Annotated in this window: 15 protein-coding genes; 10 read left to right on the forward strand and 5 right to left on the reverse strand. The window is 60.0% G+C overall.

Translation table 11 applies throughout. The annotated features are described in order from the left end of the window. Nucleotides 1–8 precede the first annotated feature (8 nt). The 5 genes from rbfA (at nucleotide 9) to VGL70_03725 (ending at nucleotide 3,478) form a co-directional block, all read left to right on the forward strand. Entirely contained in the window at nucleotides 9–344 is a 336-nt protein-coding gene (gene rbfA, locus VGL70_03705; protein HEY3302624.1) for a 30S ribosome-binding factor RbfA, read from the forward strand. 197 nt (nucleotides 345–541) lie between these two features. Then, nucleotides 542–1,435, forward strand: coding sequence for a tRNA pseudouridine(55) synthase TruB (gene truB / locus VGL70_03710; GenBank protein ID HEY3302625.1), 894 nt, complete (start codon nucleotides 542–544; stop codon nucleotides 1,433–1,435). Further along, a complete protein-coding gene (locus VGL70_03715) occupies nucleotides 1,405–1,668 on the forward strand; it encodes a DUF167 domain-containing protein (protein HEY3302626.1) in 264 nt (87 codons plus the stop codon). Before truB ends, VGL70_03715 begins: the two co-directional genes overlap by 31 nt. 79 nt (nucleotides 1,669–1,747) lie before the next feature. Continuing rightward, on the forward strand, nucleotides 1,748–2,797 hold the full coding sequence (locus tag VGL70_03720) for a nitrile hydratase subunit alpha (GenBank protein ID HEY3302627.1): 1,050 nt from the start codon (nucleotides 1,748–1,750) through the stop codon (nucleotides 2,795–2,797). 411 nt (nucleotides 2,798–3,208) lie between these two features. After that, entirely contained in the window at nucleotides 3,209–3,478 is a 270-nt protein-coding gene (locus VGL70_03725; protein HEY3302628.1) for an SH3-like domain-containing protein, read from the forward strand. A gap of 12 nt (nucleotides 3,479–3,490) precedes the next feature. Here VGL70_03725 and hemQ read toward each other — a convergent pair whose 3' ends face one another. The 3 genes from hemQ to VGL70_03740 all read right to left on the reverse strand — a co-directional run bounded on the left by hemQ (nucleotide 3,491) and on the right by VGL70_03740 (nucleotide 6,666). Then, nucleotides 3,491–4,339, reverse strand: coding sequence for a hydrogen peroxide-dependent heme synthase (gene hemQ / locus VGL70_03730; GenBank protein ID HEY3302629.1), 849 nt, complete (start codon nucleotides 4,337–4,339; stop codon nucleotides 3,491–3,493). 253 nt (nucleotides 4,340–4,592) lie between these two features. Further along, nucleotides 4,593–5,207, reverse strand: coding sequence for a DUF4126 domain-containing protein (locus VGL70_03735; GenBank protein HEY3302630.1), 615 nt, complete (start codon nucleotides 5,205–5,207; stop codon nucleotides 4,593–4,595). A gap of 25 nt (nucleotides 5,208–5,232) precedes the next feature. Then, nucleotides 5,233–6,666 (reverse strand): UbiD family decarboxylase, encoded by a 1,434-nt coding sequence (locus VGL70_03740; GenBank protein HEY3302631.1) that lies wholly within the window; start codon nucleotides 6,664–6,666, stop codon nucleotides 5,233–5,235. 101 nt (nucleotides 6,667–6,767) lie between these two features. Here VGL70_03740 and VGL70_03745 point away from each other — a divergent pair, with 101 nt between their 5' ends. The 5 genes from VGL70_03745 to VGL70_03765 all read left to right on the forward strand — a co-directional run bounded on the left by VGL70_03745 (nucleotide 6,768) and on the right by VGL70_03765 (nucleotide 13,545). Beyond that, a complete protein-coding gene (locus VGL70_03745; GenBank protein HEY3302632.1) occupies nucleotides 6,768–8,087 on the forward strand; it encodes a pitrilysin family protein in 1,320 nt (439 codons plus the stop codon). Beyond that, on the forward strand, nucleotides 8,084–9,433 hold the full coding sequence (locus VGL70_03750; protein HEY3302633.1) for a pitrilysin family protein: 1,350 nt from the start codon (nucleotides 8,084–8,086) through the stop codon (nucleotides 9,431–9,433). The genes VGL70_03745 and VGL70_03750 overlap by 4 nt, the downstream gene beginning before the upstream one ends. A gap of 56 nt (nucleotides 9,434–9,489) precedes the next feature. Then, entirely contained in the window at nucleotides 9,490–9,873 is a 384-nt protein-coding gene (locus tag VGL70_03755; protein ID HEY3302634.1) for a response regulator, read from the forward strand. Between the two features lie 61 nt (nucleotides 9,874–9,934). After that, a complete protein-coding gene (locus VGL70_03760) occupies nucleotides 9,935–11,260 on the forward strand; it encodes a CCA tRNA nucleotidyltransferase (protein ID HEY3302635.1) in 1,326 nt (441 codons plus the stop codon). Between the two features lie 2 nt (nucleotides 11,261–11,262). Then, a complete protein-coding gene (locus VGL70_03765; protein ID HEY3302636.1) occupies nucleotides 11,263–13,545 on the forward strand; it encodes a xanthine dehydrogenase family protein molybdopterin-binding subunit in 2,283 nt (760 codons plus the stop codon). Between the two features lie 12 nt (nucleotides 13,546–13,557). Here the strand turns inward: VGL70_03765 and VGL70_03770 are convergent, their stop codons facing one another. Beyond that, nucleotides 13,558–15,591 carry a tripartite tricarboxylate transporter permease gene (locus VGL70_03770; protein ID HEY3302637.1) on the reverse strand — a complete coding sequence of 678 codons (2,034 nt, stop codon included), beginning with the start codon at nucleotides 15,589–15,591 and terminating at the stop codon, nucleotides 13,558–13,560. 75 nt (nucleotides 15,592–15,666) lie between these two features. Continuing rightward, entirely contained in the window at nucleotides 15,667–16,716 is a 1,050-nt protein-coding gene (locus VGL70_03775) for a tripartite tricarboxylate transporter substrate-binding protein (GenBank protein HEY3302638.1), read from the reverse strand. Nucleotides 16,717–16,727: the final 11 nt, after the last annotated feature.

Genomic DNA, 16,727 nt, shown 5'->3' on the forward strand with positions numbered 1-16,727 from the left:
GCTTTCATATGGAATATAAACGCTCGGATCGGGTCGGGGATCTATTGCTGGAGCTGGTCTCTGAGCTGCTCATGCGCGAAGTGAACGATCCGCGCATCGGATCGGTGACGCTCACCGGCACCGAAGTCACGCACGATTTAAGACAGGCGAAAATCTATTTCAATCTTCTGACGGGAAGCGAAGGAAAAAACGAAGCGCTGGCGGGCTTGAAGAGCGCCGCCGGCTTTATTCGCCGCCGCGTCGCTAAGGATCTCAAGCTCCGCTTGGTTCCCACCATCGAATTCGTTTACGACGATACCGAAGAGCGCGCCCGGCGAATCGACGAGCTGCTGAAGAAAGGCTAACCAAACATATTTGAAAGTTTCGGTTGAATTTTGGATTATGGAATCGGACAAACGATAACTCGCGCAAAGGCGCAAAGCACGCCAAGTTCGGAGAAATAGAAGAATATTTTTCTTTGCGCTCTTGGCGTCTTGGCGCGATAAAGTTTGTTGAAGCGGTTCTGTTGAACATTCTATCGGCGATCAGCTCATTTTAAATCATGCTCAGCGGACTCCTGTTAGTCGATAAGCCGGAGGGACCCACGTCCGCCCACGTCGTGTCGCGGGTGAAGCGGATTCTCGGCGCGAAAAAAGTCGGCCATCTCGGCACGCTCGATCCGTTCGCCTCCGGCCTGCTGCCTCTGGGGATCGACGACGGCACCAAGGTGGCGGAGATTTTTCTCGCCGCGCAGAAGAGCTACCAGGGCGTGATCGCCCTCGGCGTCGAGACCGATACGCAGGATTCGACCGGCAAGACGATCGAGGAGCGCGAGGTCCCGCCGCTGGACGACGCGGCGATGGAAAAGCTTCGGGAAGCATTCACCGGCGCTCAGATGCAGACGCCGCCGATGTATTCGGCGCTCAAGAAAGACGGTGTGCGGCTCTACAGCCTGGCCCGCAAGGGACAGACGGTGGAGCGCGCGCCGCGCGAGATCAAAGTCGAAGCGCTCAGGCTCTGGAGAACGGAGCCCGCTGAGATCAGCTTTGAAGTGACGTGCTCCAAGGGCACCTACATCCGCACGCTGGCCGCCGACATGGGGAAATTTCTCGGCTGCGGCGCCCATCTCAAATCTCTCCGCCGCCTCGCTTGCGGCCATCTCTCGGTCGAGAACGCGATTCCGCTCGACGCGATCGAAGCCGCGCAAGAAGAAAATCGGATCCCGCTGCTTTCGCTGAACGAGGCGCTCAGCCAGTTCCGCGCCGTTCAACTCGACAGCCCCGGCGTCTCCTCTCTCAGAATGGGCCGGCAGGAGGTTCTCGCAGGCCTGGGCGCGCCGAAACAGGAAGAAAAAATCGTCCGTCTCCTCGACGCGGAAAAGAATCTCGTCGCGCTCGCTAGCTGGAGCGACGAGCCGGGTAAACGATGGCGGATTTACCGGATGTTCGCCGCGTGATCGTTCTCATGCCATTCAAAATCTGGGTCGCCGTCAAGCCGCAAGCAAAAAAGTCCGAGGTGAGAAAGATTTCCGAGGATGAGTACGCAGTCTCCGTCACGGCGCCGGCGCGCGAAGGCAGGGCGAACGAAGCGGTGATCGAGGCCTTGGCGGAATATTTTTCCGTTGCGAAATCTTCCGTAAAGATCGTCCGCGGAAAGACAAATCGAAGAAAGCTCATCGCGCTGCCGTAAGTCTTGAAATCTTCCGCTCAGGCGGACTATACCTTCCGTAGAGAAGTCGAAGATTTCAGCTCGACCCAAGGAGACCCTCATGTCTGATAGCCATATGCACGATTTCGAGGCGCACGTCCGGGCGGCGGAGGAAGACCTGGAATACTACCGGGCCAAGCGGATCGAGCCGCGGATCTTCACCTTGCTTCGAAGAGGGTTCATAGAGTTCACCGACCTTTTCAACTCGGCAATCGTTGCGACTTCAACGAAGGGCACGGCGGACGGCGGCAACGGCGAGGAACAAGATTTGGAGAAGCGCGTGCGCGCGTTGGAAGACGGTCTCGACGATTACGTGAGGGAGATCGGGTTGCTCACGTCCTCGATCGGCGGCGCCATCGACGTGGTGACGGAAGACAGCCGGGTCGAGCGCGGCGACTACAACGAATTTTTCCGCCTGACGCATCGAGAATACAAAGGCACGCTCGATGAGCGTGTGCGGAAATTGACTGCGGATGTGGTCAGGAACAGGAACGTGCTCGAAGTCCTCGCCCGCGCTTTGATTCAGAGAGGGATTTTGAGCGAAGAGAGACTGAATAAAAATCGCGAGGCGCTGAAGGGCGCAGGACCGTGGCACGGCGGGAAGATCGTCGCCCGCTGCTGGATGGACCCGGATTTCAAGACCAAGCTGATTTCACAGGGCAGGCCGGCGCTGCGCGAGCTGGGCATTCCTCCGGGACGGGTCGGAAAGCTCAGTGTGTTGGAGAACACCGAATCGGTTCACAACGTGATCGTCTGCACGCTCTGCTCCTGTTATCCCTACGATTTACTCGGCGACACGCCGTGGTGGTACAAGCAGGACATCTACAAGAAGCGGATCGTCGCCGATCCACGAAATATTCTCGAAGAAATGTTCGAGCTGAAATTGCCGTCAAAGATGGAAGTCCGAGTCTACGACAGCACCTCCGACGTTCGCTACATGGTGATTCCCAGGCGGCCGAAGGGGACCGAAGGTATGAATGAAGAGCAGTTGGCGAAGCTGGTGACGATCGACAGCCTGATCGGCGCCGGCGAGGCGATCGAGCCGTCGCAAGTGGGAAAGCTCGAAGAAACGGAATGGGGACATCCCAAACCAAGACCCAGAGACTACTAGCCCCGGATTATTCACCGCCGAGGCGCGGAGGACGCGTCCTTCGACTAAGCTCAGGATGCGCGGCTATGAAGAATTCCGCTCGTGGTGATTCCTCGACGAGCTCGGAACTGAAGGCCGTCGAGGAAGCCTGCCGTGAGGCTTCTCGAACGGTCGAACCATACGAACTCTGTGTCTCCGTGGTGAGTGCGCTTCCGACGGTCTGTGGTGATTTGTCCTCTACCATGAATAAAGCGGGCTAGTCGCCTGATTTGCGAATGTAATGGTCAACGCCAGAAAACAATTTCCTCGCCCTCCCCTGGAGGGAGAGGATAAAGGTGAGGGTGGTACGTTCGAAGATGGCCCTCACCCTCGCCCTCTCCCGCGGGCGGGAGAGGGAAAATAGGTAAGGAATTTTAGTCGAGGCTAACTACGATGGAGACTACACAGGGAAGTTTCAAGGTCGGCGACAAGGTGGCCGTAAAAACAGAAAATCCCAGCGGCAATCCGCGAACGCCGAAGTACATCCGCGGCAAGAAAGGCGTGATCACCGACGCTCACGGCGTGATCAACAATCTCCGCGACCACCGTGGCTTGTATCCGCCGCTTTACACTGTCGTCTTCGATGTCAAGGAAGTTTTCGGCGGAACGAGCGCGGACAAGCTCCGGGTGGATTTGCACGAGGACTGGCTCGAAAGGGCTTGATTCGCGGCCGCTCTAAGTTCCGACCGGGTCCTTGCCATCCAAAAATATTCCCAGCTTTTCGGCGGCGAAGCGGATGCCGACGTAAAACGCGCCGAACTGGCCGTAGACTGCGCTGGCCTCGTCGAAGCGCATCTCGTAGACGAGTTTTTTAAAAACCAGCGGATCGTCGGCGAAGAGATCCACGCCCCACTCCCAATCGTCGAAGCCGATCGAGCCGGAGATGATCTGCGTCACCTGCCCGGCGTATTTCCTGCCGATGACGCCGTGCTCGGCCATCATCTTCTGCCGCTCCGCAATCGGCGCCGAGTACCAGTTCTTCGTTTCGCCGCGGAGCTTGTTCATCGGATAAAAACAAACGTAGCGCCGCGCCGGAATCGGCGGCCAGAGCCGCGGCGCGGCGATTTTTCTTTGATTCGCGATCTCCGTGTCGACCGCCTGGGTCCATTCGGGCGAGCCCGGCTTAAGGCCTTTTTCCTTTAGTCCGTCGTAGAGGCGCACGGTCGCCTCATAAAGACCCAACTCGACGACGGAGAGATAGGATGTCGTCGGTTCAAGAAACTCCGCCAGCTTGAGATTTGCGAAGCTCAGCTCGGCCCCGTTCAATGCCTCCAGCATCCGGCGAAAATGAATGATCAAAAGATCGCCTTTGTGCCCGAGCATCGAAAAGAGACCGCTCTGCTCCTCTTTCCCTTGCTCGAACTTCCCCAGCACGCCGGCCGCTTCTTCGACGGCATCGTCCCTATCGGCCTTATCGAGTTGTTTCCACGCCGGCCAGCGCACGCGAAACATCTGATGGAGGATGTACGATCCTTCCAGAGTCAGCGGGACCGGCGGATAACTGCTGCTTTTTTCGTCTTTCATGTTGCCGTGAAATACCAACCTGCTTTATTCATGGTACGAGGACAAAATCACCACACTGTCGGAAGCGTACTCACCACGGAGAACGCAGAGTCCGCATGGTTCGACCGTTCGAGAAGCCTCACGGCAGGCTTCCTCGACGGCCTTCAGTTCCGAGCTCGTCGAGGAATCACCACGAGCGGAACTCTTTGTCGCCGCGCATCCTGAGCTTAGTCGAAGGACGCGTCCTCCGCGCCTCGGCGGTGAACAATCCGAGTTAGGTCGGTCCGGGCGCCGGTTTGCCGCCGAGCCGGCTCCGCAGCATTTGAAAGCCGCGCTTGCCCAGGCGAAACAGTTTCGGAATCAGCCAGACGGCCAGAGCGAGAAATGCCGCCACCAACACCATCATCACGATCGGATGATTGAAGGTCAGCCATAGCCCGCCGAGAACCGCCAGGTCTTCCCCCACGCTCGCGAACCAGTTGCTGAACGGCTCCGGGCTCACGTTGATGGCGAGACGTGTGGTTGCTTTGGTTCCGTGCGCGGCCAAGGCGATCGTGCCGCCCGCAAGAATCGCGGCAAATTCCAGAGCGGGGTTCATCGGGCCCAGAGAGCGCGCGGCGAGGATCGCACCGGCGGGTACACGGATGAACGTGTGCAGCGTGTCCCACGCGCTGTCGACGTACGGCACTTTGTCGGCGAAAAACTCGATGACGTACATCACGCAGGCGACGGCGATGACCACAGGGTCCATGAGAACGTGGAGTCCCGGCGGCAATTGAATCATTTCGGCCCGGCCCGCTATGCCGAGGACCGCGACGGTGGCGTAGAGATTGATGCCCGAGGTCCAGGCGGTTCCCATTGCGAGACTCAACGTTTCGATAACGCCCATATGAGTTACCTCGTTCGTAACGCCGTCAGATCTTCCACTTCGCCTCCACCTTGTCTTTGAATTCCTTCTCGAAGGCGTTCACCGCCGGGAACTCGTCCATCCAGCGGTAAGGGCGGCAGGCGTCGATGAGGACGCGGTCCGACACGTAGCCTCTGGGCGAGCGCTCCTCCGGCGGCATCGCCGGCTCGCAGACCGAGGCCCAGACGCTTTTCACCACGTCGATGCCGTCGCGCACGTAGCAGCGCGTCGCGATCGCCCAGATCACGTCGTGCGGATTGGTGATGTCGATGTCGTCGTCCACGACGACGACGAACTTTCCGCCGTAGGCGCCGGCGCGCGCTCCGGCGGCGACGAGCAGCGCCTGCTTCGAATGGCCGGCATAGCGCTGCTTGATCGCAATCACGGTGAACGGTCCCGGCTGCCCGCCGTAAACGAAGCCCCAGACGCCTTTCACTTCCGGAATGCCGGCCTTCTCCAACTGCTCCCACAAGGTCGCCGCGCCGAGAGAGATCGGCAGATAACTCGCCGGCGGCTTGAGCGGCGGCGCTCCCAGAATAATCGGATCGTTGCGGTAATAGACGCGTTTCACGATCATCACGGGCGTTTCGCCGACGTTCGCTTCGGTGAAGTAGCCCGGCCATTCGCCGAACGGGCCTTCGCGCGGCATCTCCTCGTCCTTCATCGGCGGCATCTCGCCTTCGAGAACGACTTCGGCGTTGGCCGGAATCGGCAAGCCGGTGACGGCGCCTCTTACGACCGGCACCGGCGCGCCTTGCAGAAATCCGGCGAACTCATACTCGTTCACGTCGGGCGGCAGTGGCATCTGCGCGGCGAGGAAAACGCTCGGCCCCTGGCCCAGCGTGATCGCGACCGGCAGCGGCTTGCCGGCGGCGCGGCTGCGCTCGAAGGCGAGGCGGCCGTGTTTTCCCATGTTCATTTTGACCGAGACCGTGTTCTTGTTCTGGACCATGACCCGGTACGTGCCGACGTTGATCTTTCCGGTCTCGGGATCTTTCGTGATCACGCCGCATCCAGTGCCGAGATAAGGCCCGCCGTCGAGCTCATGCCAGCTCGGAGTGGGAAATTTGTAGAGATCGACCTCGTCCTCGTTCATCTGATTTTCACAAACCGGCCCGCCTTCCATTTGTTGCACAGGCACCGGCTTGAACGCCGCGAGTTTTTTCCGCCAGGCGTATAAAAATTCGACGCCGGCGAGGTCGACGGCGAGTCCCATCGCCGGCGCGGTACGCCGGCAAGTCCTGAAGACGTTGGAGATGATGCGAAAACCGGGCGGATAATCTTTGAAGCCGCCGAACAAGAGCGCCGGGCCTTCTTTTTCCGCCGCCCGCTCGGTCAGCGCGCCGACCTCGAGGCGGAGATCGACTCCTTCGAGAGTTTTTATCTCGCCCATCTCTTCGAGGCAGCGAAGGAATCCTCTCATGTCCGTGACGTCGCGCATGGGCTCCTCCTCGGAAAAATCATCCTATTTCCCCCTTTCCACAGTGTCAACATCGCCGCCCTTGCAGTTTCGGTGTTGTTCCTTTATGCGTGAAATCTAAAATGCGCATTCTGGTTTTCTCTTTCTTCTTGCTCCTGTGCTCGCTCGTCCCGGTCCAGGCCCAGAACTTCCAAGTTCGAGAGGCGGTTCTCGACAACGGTCTCAAAGTTCTTCTGCTGGAGGACCACAAGAGCGCCGCGGTGACGTTTCAGGTGTGGTACCGCGTGGGATCGCGAAACGAGATCGACGGCAAGAGCGGTCTCGCTCACTTTCTCGAGCACATGATGTTCAAGGGAACTCCCAAGGTCGGACCGGAGCATTACTCGCGCATCATCGCGGAAAACGGCGGCAATTCCAACGCCTTCACGACGCCGGACCACACGGTCTATTTCGCGACGATGAGCCGCGAGAAGATCGGCGTCGAGATCGAGCTCGAAGCCGATCGCATGACCAACGCGCTCCTGAACGGGACCTATTTCGAGCCCGAGAAGATGGTGGTCATGGAAGAAAGGCGGCTCCGCACCGAAGACAACCCAGCGGCGGCGCTCGGCGAGGTGATGGCCGCGGTCGCTTACACCGTCTACCCATATCGCCGCCCCGTGATAGGCTGGATGTCGGATATTCTGAATCTCTCGCGCGACGATCTGCGCCAGTTTTATAAAACCTACTACGCTCCCAACAACGCCTTCATCGTCGTCGTGGGGGATTTCGAGAGCGAGAAAATTCTGGCCAAGATCAAGCAGGAGTTCGGCAAGATCGCGCGCGGCGCCGAGCCGCCGAAGGTCACGCTCGAAGAGCCGGCGCAAAAAGGTGAAAGAAGAACCGCGTTCAAGAAAGAGGCCGAGCTGCCGGTGGTCGCCGCCTACTACCACGCGCCGAACGTGCAGAGCGCCGACGGCTTCGCCCTGGATCTCCTTTCGGTGATACTCGCCGCCGGCCGCAGCTCGCGCCTGTACCAGGAACTCGTCTATCACAAGCAGATCGCAGCCGGCGTCGAGGCCGATTACGACGGCCTTTCCATCGGACCGTCGCTCTTCTCTCTCAGCGCGCAGGTGATGCCGGAAAAAAGTCCGGCCGAAGTGGAGCGCGCGATCGACGAGTTGGTCGCCAAGGTCCGATCCGAGCCGGTCGGCGAGAGAGAGCTGCAAAAGGCGAAAAACCAGGTGGAGGCGGCGTTTGTTTTCGGCCAGGACTCGATCTTCGGCCAGGCGCTGAGAATCGGCCAATTCGAGTCCGTCGCCAAGTGGCAAATGATCAACGATTATCTGCCGGGGATACGGGTGGTGACGGCGGCGGACGTTCTTCGAGCCGCGAAAAAATATCTCGACCCCGACCGGCGCACGGTCGGGACGTTGATTCCCACGAAAGAGCAGGCCCAGTGAAAAAACTCATCGTCGTTTGCGTCGCGCTGGTCGCGGCCGTCTTTCTGCCGCCGACCTCCGAAGCGCGTCTTTCGCCGCGCAAAGCGGTTCTGCAAAACGGCCTCACGGTCGTCACTTCGGAGCAAAAAGCCCTGCCGATGGTTACGCTCAGTTTATTGATCGAGGCCGGCTCGCGCTTCGAGCCCGAGGGGCGCGAAGGTCTCGCCAACGTCGCCGCGCGGCTTTTGACTTACGGCACGAAGAACCGCACGGCGCTTGAGATCAGCGAGACGCTGGATTTTCTCGGCGCGACGCTCTCGACCGGGTGCGGCGAGGAGACCGCCAGCGTAAGCATGACCCTCTTGAAAAAGGATCTGGCCGCCGGGCTCCAGTTGCTGGCCGAGATCCTGAGCGCCTCGACTTTTCCCCAGGAGGAGATTGACCGGCAGAAACAATCCGTCATCGCTTCGATCCGGGCCAGAGAAGAAGATCCCGGCCATGTCGCGCAATTGAAATTCATCGCGGCTCTCTTTCCCAAGAGTCCTTACGGCCGTCCGGTGGAGGGAACCGCGGATTCCGTCAAGCGCGTGGACCGTCCCGGTCTGCTGGAATTTTACCAGAAATATTATCGCCCGAACCACGCGATCCTCACCGTGGTCGGCGATGTTTCGCACCAGGAGGCGATCGATAGACTCGGCAAGGCCTTCCGTCCGTGGGAAAAGGGAGCAGCCTCGGTCGGACCGGCGCCGCGGCCGGCCGCCGGCGCGCCGACCGTTATCAAAATCAACAAGGATCTCACTCAAGCCAACATCATCCTTGGACATGAGGGCGTGCCGCGGGCTCATCCCGACTATTACGCGATTCAGGTCATGAACTATATCCTCGGCGGCGGCGGCTTTTCTTCCCGCTTGATGGAGTCGATCCGCAACCAGCGCGGGTTGGCTTATTCGGTCTACAGCGCCTTCGAGCCGGAGAAGTACGCCGGCAGCTTCCAGGTCTCCATGCAGACCAAGAACGAGAGCGCAAGCGAGGCGATTCGCGTGGCGGCCGAGGAGATCCGCAAGATGCGAGAGCAAGGCGCCACCGAGGAGGAGCTCAAGGCGGCCAAGGATTATCTCATCGGGAGCTTTCCCCTCAGGCTCGACACCAACCGCAAAGTGGCGGCATTTCTTTCTCAGGTCGAATTTTTCGGCCTGGGGCTGGATTATCCGGAGCGTTATCCGGTCATAATCCGGGCGGTTACCCGGCAAGACGTGCTCCGCGTGGCCCAGCGCTATCTGCAGCCGGAAAAGCTCATCGTTGTCGTCGTCGCGGACCAGGCCAAAGCCGGGCTCAAAACTCCGCTTGACACGGGTAAGGGCCTGTAGTAGAAACCCTACTAGACCTTCTCATACAGGTATAGGAAAGGTAGCTCCAGTCGGCGATGAAAAAGGTTCTGGTCGTAGAAGACCATCCGGATATGCGCGAACTCCTGATCTGGCAGATGGAGCTGATGGGGTTTTCCGCCATTCCCGCCAAGCACGGTAAGGAGGGAGTAGAGAAAGCCGTTCAGGAGAAGCCTGAGCTGATCCTGATGGATATCATGATGCCCGGGATGGACGGCCGCGAGGCGACGCGGCTGCTGCGCTCTCATCCCGAGACTCAAGGTATCCCGATTCTGGCCGCGACCGCGCTCTTCAGGGACGCCGATCTCAAGACCTGCATCGACGCAGGCTGTAACGACTACATCGTCAAGCCGTTCACCTTCCAGGAGCTGCAGGGCAAGGTCCAGGAATTCATCTCCGGTTCCAACCCGTCCGTTCATTAGTCGCAGCGACTCCTTCCCATTTTTTCCGTTTCCCGATACCGTTGATCCCGAGGTGCATCCCGTGACGCGACGGGAAAAAGCCATCAGTATCGTCAAGCGTCTGAGAGAAGAAGGTTACGAGGCCTATCTGGCGGGCGGCTCGGTGCGCGACGCTCTGCTGGGTAAGTCGCCGCAGGATTACGACATCGCGACGAGCGCAAAGCCGGAGACGGTCCAAAAAATCTTCCCGAAAACGATCGAAGTGGGAGCGCAGTTCGGAGTGATCTTGGTCCTCCAGGGCAGCGACTCCTTCGAGGTTGCGACGTTTCGTTACGACGGACCTTATCTCGACGGCCGGCGCCCGAGTGAAGTTCGCTTCGCTGGGATGAGAGAGGACATACTTAGGCGGGATTTCACGATCAACGGGATGATGTACGATCCGCTTAAAGACCGGGTGATCGATCTGGTCGGCGGCCAAGAGGATCTCAGCCGCCGCCTCATCCGCGCCATCGGCGATCCCCGCGCGCGCTTCCGGGAAGACCGCCTGCGCATGGTCCGCGCCGTCCGCTTCGCGGCGAGCCTTGGTTTTACGATCGAAGCGAATACCTTCAGCGCCATTCAGGACGAGGCGGCGGCGATCACCCAGGTGTCGTGGGAGAGGATCGGCGAAGAAGTCACCCGCATCCTGATCGAAGGCGGCGCGCGGAGAGGCTTCGAGATGCTGGACGAGTGCGGGCTTCTGACCGCAATTCTGCCGGAAGTCGCGCAGATGAAAGGCGTGGAGCAGACTCCGGACTACCATCCGGAAGGGGACGTATTCGCGCACACGCTGCTCATCCTGGAGCAAATTTCAAATCTCAAATCTCAAATTTCAGAGACGCTGGCATACGGGGCGTTGCTCCACGACGTCGGCAAGCCGGTTTCCGCGCAGCGCGATGAGCGGCGCATCACTTTCTACGGCCACACGGAAAAAGGCGCCGAGATGGCGGTCGCGATCATGAAGCGTCTCAAGCGCAGCCGGGCCGTTTGGGAGCGGGTCGCCTATCTGGTGAAGAATCATTTGCGCCACACTCAAGCGCCCAAGATGCGCGTCAGCACGCTCAAGCGCTTCCTCGGCGAAGAAGGGATCGAAGAGCTGCTCGAGCTCACGCGGCTCGATGCTCTGGCGTCGAACGGCGACCTGCAATATTATCACTTCTGCCGGAAGAAGCTGGAGGAGTTCAAGCACGAGGAGATTCATCCCGAGCCGCTGCTCGGAGGCAAGGACCTGATCGCGTTGGGCTTCTCGCCCGGGCCGCTGTTTCACGAGATTTTGGCGCAGCTCCACGAGGCGCAGCTCGAGGGCGCGATCGGCACCAAAGAGCAGGCGCTGGAATGGGTGAAAAAGAATTACGGAGATCGAACCTGATTATGAAAAAGAACGGACTGAAAGTCGTCGGAAAATCTTTCCCCCGTGTCGACGGGAGAGACAAGGCTTCCGGGAAGGCGCTCTACACGGTCGATATCGAGCTGCCGAACATGGCGGTGGGGAAGATCCTGCGGAGTCCCTACCCTCACGCCAGGTTGGTCAAGATAGACGCAAGCAGAGCCGAGCAGCTTCCCGGCGTGATCGCCGTGATCACGCGCGACGATCTCGGCGCGCTCGATTTCTACTACGGCGCGGCGTACAAAGACCAGCCGATCGTCGCCGTGGACAAGGTGAGGTTTGTGGGCGATCCGGTGGCAGGCGTGGCGGCGGTGGACGCGGCGACGGCCGAGGAGGCGCTTGGGTTGATCGAGGTTGAGTATGACGAGCTTCCCGCGGTCAACGATCTCGAAGCGGCGCTGAGGCCCGGCGCTCCGCTGGTTCACGAGAGCGTTTCCGCCGGCGGCGAGCTGCACGGCCACCACTATCAGGCGCCGGAAAAATTCAAAGGCACCAATCTCTGCTACCAGTTCAGCTACGCGAGGGGGGACGTCGCCGAAGGATTTAAAAAATCGGCGTTCATTTTCGAGGACACCTTCACGTTTCCGCGCGTGCAGCACTACTCGATGGAGCCGCACGCGATCATCGCGAGCGTCGAGAGCGACCGGATCACGCTCTGGGCGTCGAGCCAGGACCCGTTCACCTTGCGCGAGCATCTCGCTGAAATCTTCCGCCTACCGCTCGCCCGCGTGCGCGTCATCGTGCCTTACGTCGGCGGCGGCTACGGCGGCAAGCTGTCGGTCAAGACCGAGCCGCTCGCGGCGGCGCTGTCGTGGAAGGCGCGCCGGCCGGTCAAGATCGTTCTCTCCGTCGAAGAGAGCTTCAAGACGGTCACGCGCCATCCCGCGCGCTTTCGCATCAAAACCGGCGTCAGCCGCGACGGCCTCTTGGTCGCGCGCGAATGCGAGATTCACATGGAGACCGGCGCCTACGCGGACGCCGGGCCGCGCGTCACGCAAAAGGCCGGCTACCGCGCGCTCGGCCCGTACCGCATTCCCCACGTCAAGTCCGACGCCTACACCGTCTACACCAACACCGCGTCGGCCGGCGCGTTCCGCGGCTTCGGCACCTTGCAGGTCACCTGGGCCTACGAGTCGCAGATGGATATCATCGCGGAAAAAATGGGTATCGACGCGCTCGATTTCCGCCTCAAAAACCTGCTCAAGAAGGGCGATCTCTACACGCCGGGAGATACGCCGGTGGATTGCGATCTCAAGGAAGGACTGCTGCGCGCCGCGCGCGCGATCGGCTGGAAGAAAAACAGCGAGAACATCGGCAAAGGGCTAAGCTGCTGCATGAAAGACGGAGGCGGAACCTACAAGTTCGCTGCCGCGGTCGCCAAGATGATCTCCGACGGCAGTGTCGTCTTGTTGACCGGAACGGTCGAGCTGGGACAGGGAGCGCGGACGGCGCTGAGCCAGGTCGTGGCGGAAGAGCTCGGTCTGCCTCTGCATCGCATCGTCGTCGCGCAGCTCGACACGGAGACGACGCCCTACGATCCGGGAACCAACGCCAGCAGCTCGATGGTCGTCATGGGCCTCTGTGTGCAGCGCGCCGCTCAGGATTTAAAAAAACAGCTCTTGTCGTCGGCCGCGAAAACGCTGGGAGAAAAAAGCGCCAACTTATTTCTCAAAGACGGCCACGTGCACAACCGCAAAGGCAAGAAGATTCCCTACAGCGCGGTCATCGCCAAATACTTCGGCGCGAACGCCGGCGAGATCATCGGCAAGGGCGCGTATCAGGATCAAAAGAACGCCAAGGCGGCGCTCGGAGCCCCAACCACCTTTTGGGAGACCGGCTGGGGCGGCGCGGAAGTCGAAGTCGACCGCGACACCGGAAAGATCAAGCTTTTGAAATACGTCTCCATCGCCGATGTCGGACGCGCGATCCATCCGGTCCAGTGCGAGGGCCAGGACGAAGGCGCGGTGATGTTCGCCGTCGGCCACACGCTCTCCGAGGAAATGATCTACCGGGACGGCCAGCTTCTCAATCCCAATCTCATCGACTACCGCGTGCCGAATTTTGCCGACCTGCCGGAAGATTTTGAAACCGTCCTGTTGGAAAATGAAAACGGTCCGGGGCCCTTCGGGTCGAAGGGCATGGGCGAAGGCGGGCTCCTTCCCGTCGCGCCGGCCGTCGGCAACGCGGTTTACAATGCCGTCGGCGTCAGACTCTACGACTTGCCGCTCACGCCGGAAAGAGTCTGGCGGGCGATGAAGGCTAAATAAGCCGTTGCGCTATCAGGAGATGAGGAACGAGGGAAGAGGAATCGGGATGACCGGATCCGTGAACGGAACGTGGAGCAAGCGAATGAATAAGAGGTAGAAGAAAAGCCAACCGATGGCGCTCAGAACGATCGCGATCGGCCACTTCTCGTTGCCTGCGAATTTGAAATAAAGGAGCGTCATCAGCGGGATGGCCAAGGAAAAGCCCAGCAGCCAGATCCCGATGAAAAAGCCCACCGTCCAGGCGCAGATGCTCATCGTGCGCCTGGTAACCAATTCTTTCGGAACATCCGGCCCTGAGAGAAATCCGTCCTCTTTTAGTTTCGTCCTTCCGGTCAGATCGAGAAACAACTGGACTGCGGCGAGCGCCAGAACCGGAAATCCTATGGCCCAGGGGAAAAGGCCGGCGCGGAAGCCGAAATTTCTGCTCTTCCATAGCGCGAGCGCCAAAAGCGCAAGGATCAAGAAAGCAAAAAGCGCGCTCCATCGGAGGCGATTCCGGTCTATGACGATTTTCTCCGTGGGGATTCCCGCAATCATCGCCGCTTCGTCTTGAGATTTTCTTTTGCTCCGCCGCTCTTTGATCACGGGGTAGAAAATACCGACCAGCGTGATGGCGAAAATAAACAGAACTCCGGGGCGCCATGCCCAGGCGATTCCATAATTATCGGTGGAGAGAAACAGTCTGTTTTCCGCCAGCGGACCGAGCACCAATCCCAGCAAAAGCGGCGGCCGCGGCCATTGGAGCTTCTCCAGCACCCAACCCAGCGCGCCGAAGAAGAGCACGACGATCATATCTTCAAAGGCGTTTTTTTCCGCGAAGGCGCCGAGGTAGATGAGGATCAAGATAAACGGGATGAGCAGGCTGCCTCTGACCTGGGTGATCTTCGCCAGCGGGTTGAGAAACAGGAAACAAGCCGCCACCGTGATGACGTTGGAGATGATGATCACCCAAACGAACGAGAACGTCAGATCCAATTTGCCTTTGGGTGGAGGGATCAGCATGTCCGGACCCGGCACGATGCCCTGGATGATGAACGCGCCCAGGAGAATCGCCATCGTGACGCTCGCGGGCACGCCGAAAGCGACGGTGGTGATCATGCTGCCGCCGAGAGTGGAGTTGTTCGCCGCGCCCGGTCCCAAGACGCCTTCCACGGCGCCTTTGCCGAAGCGGTGCTTGCCGGGCGAGCTCTGCACCGCGTGGGCGTAGGCCAGCCACTGCGTCGTCGCCGCGCCCATGCCGGGGATGATCGCGGTGAAGGTGCCTATGGCGCTGCAACGCAGGATGAGCCACCAATGAATGAATGTATCCTTGACTCCCTGCATCACGCCGCCGAGCTTTTCCACTTTCTCGCGGGAGATGCTGGTCCCTATGACCGCCAGCTCGATGATTTCCGGGATGGCGTAAAAACCTACCGTAACGGGAACGAGGCCGATGCCGTCCCATAGAAACAATTGGCCGAAGGTGAAGCGCTGAATTCCCGAGATCGGATCGAGTCCGATGGTCGCGAGCATGAGGCCGAGGCCGCCCGAAATGATTCCCTTGACGACGGCCTCGCCGCTGAGCGCGGCGACAAACGTGATGCCGAGCAGCGCGAGCATGAAAAATTCCGGCGAGCCGAAGGTCAGAACCAGCGGCCGGACAATGGGAACCGCAAGGGCGATCGAGAAGGCGCCGAAGATCGCGCCCACGAGCGAGCTCATCAGCACCGCCCCCAACGCCCTGCCGGCTTCGCCTTTTTTCGCCATCGCGTGGCCGTCGATGATGGTGGAAGCGGTCGTCGGCTCGCCGGGCACGCCGAAAAGAACGGAAGTGATGTCGCCCGTCGTGGCCGTGACCGCCGTCATGCCCAGGAGGAACGCGAAAGCCTCGACCGCCGACATCTTGAAAATGAACGGCAGCATGAGGGCCATCGCCGTCGGTCCGCCGAGGCCCGGCAGGATGCCGACGACGAACCCGATCACGATGCCGATGGACATCAGGAGAAATGTCGAGGGAGCGAAGACCTGGTAGAGGCCCGAGAGAAAGGCGCCCATCATCTCCAGCATGGCGGATTCCTCTTAGACGGGTCCACAGCTCGACACCTGCGGGAGATCATTTTTCGGCAGGGAGGCGAAACGCTCTCAGTTGTAGAGAACGTCCTTGAATTTGGCGACCAGGGCCGGGTCGAGCTTAAAGAGCCCGGAGATGATCTTCTCCACCTCGTCGCCGGGCACGAGATTGATGTTCAAGTCCGCTTTCTTGGCTTCCGCGACGAACTCCGCGTCTTTGAGAGTCGCCTCAAAAGCTTTGCGCAAAATCTGCACGCGGTCTTTGGGGGTTCCGGGTGGGAGGGTGTAGGTGCGGACGATTTCGCTGTCGCCGTGAATTCCGACTTCGATCATCTTGCGGCCTTCGTCGCTCTTGGCGAGGCTCATCGCCTGCGGCACTTTCGCAAGCTCGGGATGAGTCTTACGGTTGGCCTGGAGGACGACCACCGCGTCGCCCGACTCCAGCGCCTTGCGCCAGGTGACTCTAACCGATTCCCATCCCCAGCACCCGCCGCCAAGCTCGCCGCTTTCCGCAGCCAGCCGGATATCGGAAGTGCCCTTGTAACCTGAGACAAGCTGGATGGGCAGACCGGTCGCGGCCTTGATGATTCTCGTGGCGTTGTCGGGCGTGGAATTGCCCGGTCCGGTCCCTCCCATTTTCACCGGAGTCTTGGATGCGGCCCACTTCTCGACGCTGGAAATCCCGCTTGCTTTGGTGAAGGCGCACACCACGTGATCGGTTGTGGGCGCCCCGATGAATTCGAACTTTCTCGCGTCGAACTCCACGCCTTTTTGTCCCACGACCTGGCCCAGGAACAGGCCGCCGATGAAATGGCCGATCGTAAGGCCGTCCGGCTTGGCGACGTTGTAAACATGATTGGCGGCAATCAAGCTTCCCGCGCCCACCATATTCTCCACGATCACGGTGGGATTGCCGGCGATCTGCTTGCCGATATGACGCGAGAGTGCGCGAGCGTAGGTATCGAAACCGCCGCCCGCGGAGAATCCTACGACGATCCGTATCGCCTTGCCCTTATAAAATTGCTCTTGACCGTAAACCGACGCGGCCAGGGCAAAGGTAAGAACGAGATAAAGGGAACAGAGTAAGAGACGCCGAACGCCGAACGGATATCGAGCTTTCATGCCAACCTCCT

The sequence above is a fragment of the Candidatus Binatia bacterium genome (assembly GCA_036504975.1).
Lineage (GTDB): Bacteria > Desulfobacterota > Binatia > UBA9968 > UBA9968 > JAJPJQ01.

Bases quoted from the DNA above. Each gene is read 5' to 3' on its own strand.
- hemQ (HEY3302629.1), bottom strand. From the start codon at position 4,339: ATGAAAGACGAAAAAAGCAGCAGTTATCCGCCGGTCCCGCTGACTCTG.
- VGL70_03720 (HEY3302627.1), top strand. From the start codon at position 1,748: ATGTCTGATAGCCATATGCACGATTTCGAGGCGCACGTCCGGGCGGCG.
- rbfA (HEY3302624.1), top strand. From the start codon at position 9: ATGGAATATAAACGCTCGGATCGGGTCGGGGATCTATTGCTGGAGCTG.
- VGL70_03725 (HEY3302628.1), top strand. From the start codon at position 3,209: ATGGAGACTACACAGGGAAGTTTCAAGGTCGGCGACAAGGTGGCCGTA.
- VGL70_03715 (HEY3302626.1), top strand. From the start codon at position 1,405: ATGGCGGATTTACCGGATGTTCGCCGCGTGATCGTTCTCATGCCATTC.
- VGL70_03765 (HEY3302636.1), top strand. From the start codon at position 11,263: ATGAAAAAGAACGGACTGAAAGTCGTCGGAAAATCTTTCCCCCGTGTC.
- truB (HEY3302625.1), top strand. From the start codon at position 542: ATGCTCAGCGGACTCCTGTTAGTCGATAAGCCGGAGGGACCCACGTCC.
- VGL70_03745 (HEY3302632.1), top strand. From the start codon at position 6,768: ATGCGCATTCTGGTTTTCTCTTTCTTCTTGCTCCTGTGCTCGCTCGTC.
- VGL70_03755 (HEY3302634.1), top strand. From the start codon at position 9,490: ATGAAAAAGGTTCTGGTCGTAGAAGACCATCCGGATATGCGCGAACTC.
- VGL70_03770 (HEY3302637.1), bottom strand. From the start codon at position 15,591: ATGCTGGAGATGATGGGCGCCTTTCTCTCGGGCCTCTACCAGGTCTTC.
- VGL70_03740 (HEY3302631.1), bottom strand. From the start codon at position 6,666: ATGCGCGACGTCACGGACATGAGAGGATTCCTTCGCTGCCTCGAAGAG.
- VGL70_03735 (HEY3302630.1), bottom strand. From the start codon at position 5,207: ATGGGCGTTATCGAAACGTTGAGTCTCGCAATGGGAACCGCCTGGACC.
- VGL70_03775 (HEY3302638.1), bottom strand. From the start codon at position 16,716: ATGAAAGCTCGATATCCGTTCGGCGTTCGGCGTCTCTTACTCTGTTCC.